The sequence below is a fragment of the Nonomuraea sp. H19 genome, assembly GCF_052068215.1.
Taxonomy (GTDB): Bacteria; Actinomycetota; Actinomycetes; order Streptosporangiales; family Streptosporangiaceae; genus Nonomuraea.
Map to the genome: position 1 here is coordinate 1 of NZ_JBQHCV010000111.1, position 1,659 is coordinate 1,659.

Here is a 1,659-nt window from a genome sequence, read left to right on the forward strand (position 1 = left end):
CCTGCGGCTTTCACGGCGAATTTGAGCCAGCCTGATCGTTCACATAAGAAAAGTGCCCTTGAACTGGGAGGATCGGACTTGTCTAAGGCCCCGTCCATCCCAGATCAGAAGGCACTTTCCGAGTGAACTCTACCGCCTCGCACCACAAGATCACCGTTTCCGCCGACGGCCGCGGGCTGGTCTCACACGCCGGTGGTCTGCTGCTGATGCAGACGCTGCGCATCACCGGACTGGGCAAGGACCTATCGCAGCGACTGGAGCGATGGCGGCCCAGCCGAGCGGTGCACGACCCCGCAAAGATCATCACCGATCTGGCCCTCACCCTGGCACTCGGCGGAGACTGCCTGGCCGACATCGCCATGCTGCGCTCCCAGCCCGAGTTGTTCGGCCCGGTCGCCTCCGACCCGACCGTCTCACGCCTGATCGACCGGCTCGCCGCCGATGAGGCCCGCGCGCTGAGGGCCATTCGTGCCGCCCGCGCCACCGCACGTGAACGCGCCTGGTACCTGGCCGGTGCTCGCGCCCCCGGAGCCGACGGCCAGCCCGTGGTCGTCGATCTCGACGCCACCATCGTCATCTCCCATTCCGACAAGCAGCACGCGGCCCCGACCTGGAAGAAGAGCTACGGCTTCCATCCGATGACCGCCTTCGCCGACCACCAGGGCGACGGCGGCGGCGAGCCACTGGCCCTGATGCTGCGACCCGGCAACGCCGGCTCCAACACCGCCGCCGACCACATCGAGACCACCCGACTCGCCCTGGCCCAACTCCCCAAGCACCTGCGGCGCAATGTTCTCGTCCGCACCGACTCCGGCGGCGGCACCCACGAATTCCTGAACTGGCTCACCCGCCCCGGACGATGGCTGAAGTACTCCATCGGCTTCACCATCACCGACGACATCGCCGCCGCCATCCTCAAAGTCCCCGCCACCGTCTGGACCCCCGCCTACAACGCCGACCGCCGGCCACGCCCGGGTGCCTGGGTCGCTGAACTCACCGGACTGCTGGAGCTGACCGGCTGGCCCAAAGGGATGCGGGTCATTGTCCGCAAAGAACGCCCGCACCCCGGCGCCCAGCTGCGGTTCACCGACCTCGACGGACACCGCTTCACCTGCTTCGTCACCGGCACCCCGGGCGGCCAGCTCGCCGACCTTGAACTTCGTCACCGGCGGCGGGCCCGCGCCGAAGACCGCATCCGCGCCGCCAAGGACACCGGCCTGCGCAACCTGCCCCTGCACGACTTCACCCAGAACCAGATCTGGCTCGAGATCGTCGCACTGGCCTGCGAACTGCTCGCGTGGATGCAGATGCTCGCCCTGCACGACACCGACGCCCGCCGCTACGAGCCCAAACGCCTGCGGCTGCGCCTGTTCGCCGTGGCCGGCCGACTGGTGCACGGCGGCCGCCGCCTGCATCTCCGCATGCCGACACGATGGCCCTGGGCCCGCCAGATCATCACCGCCCTGGCACGCCTGCACGCCCTGCCGGCACCAACCTGACCCCAGCACCCACCCGCCCCACTACCAGGAAAGGAAGCCGCGGGCCCGTGGAACCCCGCCCACCCGGCGCGATAGCCGGGCTGCCACGCTGACCACAGCGAGGAAACGACCTCCAGCCGAATCCCTCAGCCGACCAGCTCAAGGTCGAGAAAGATCGAGG

General features: G+C 68.8%; 1 protein-coding gene. It reads left to right on the forward strand.

The window, feature by feature from the left end; genetic code table 11:
* The first annotated feature begins 122 nt into the window (after positions 1 to 122).
* Positions 123 to 1,499, forward strand: a complete 1,377-nt coding sequence (locus ACTMTI_RS56790; protein WP_441129395.1) for an IS1380 family transposase — start codon at positions 123 to 125, stop codon at positions 1,497 to 1,499.
* Positions 1,500 to 1,659 lie beyond the last annotated feature (160 nt).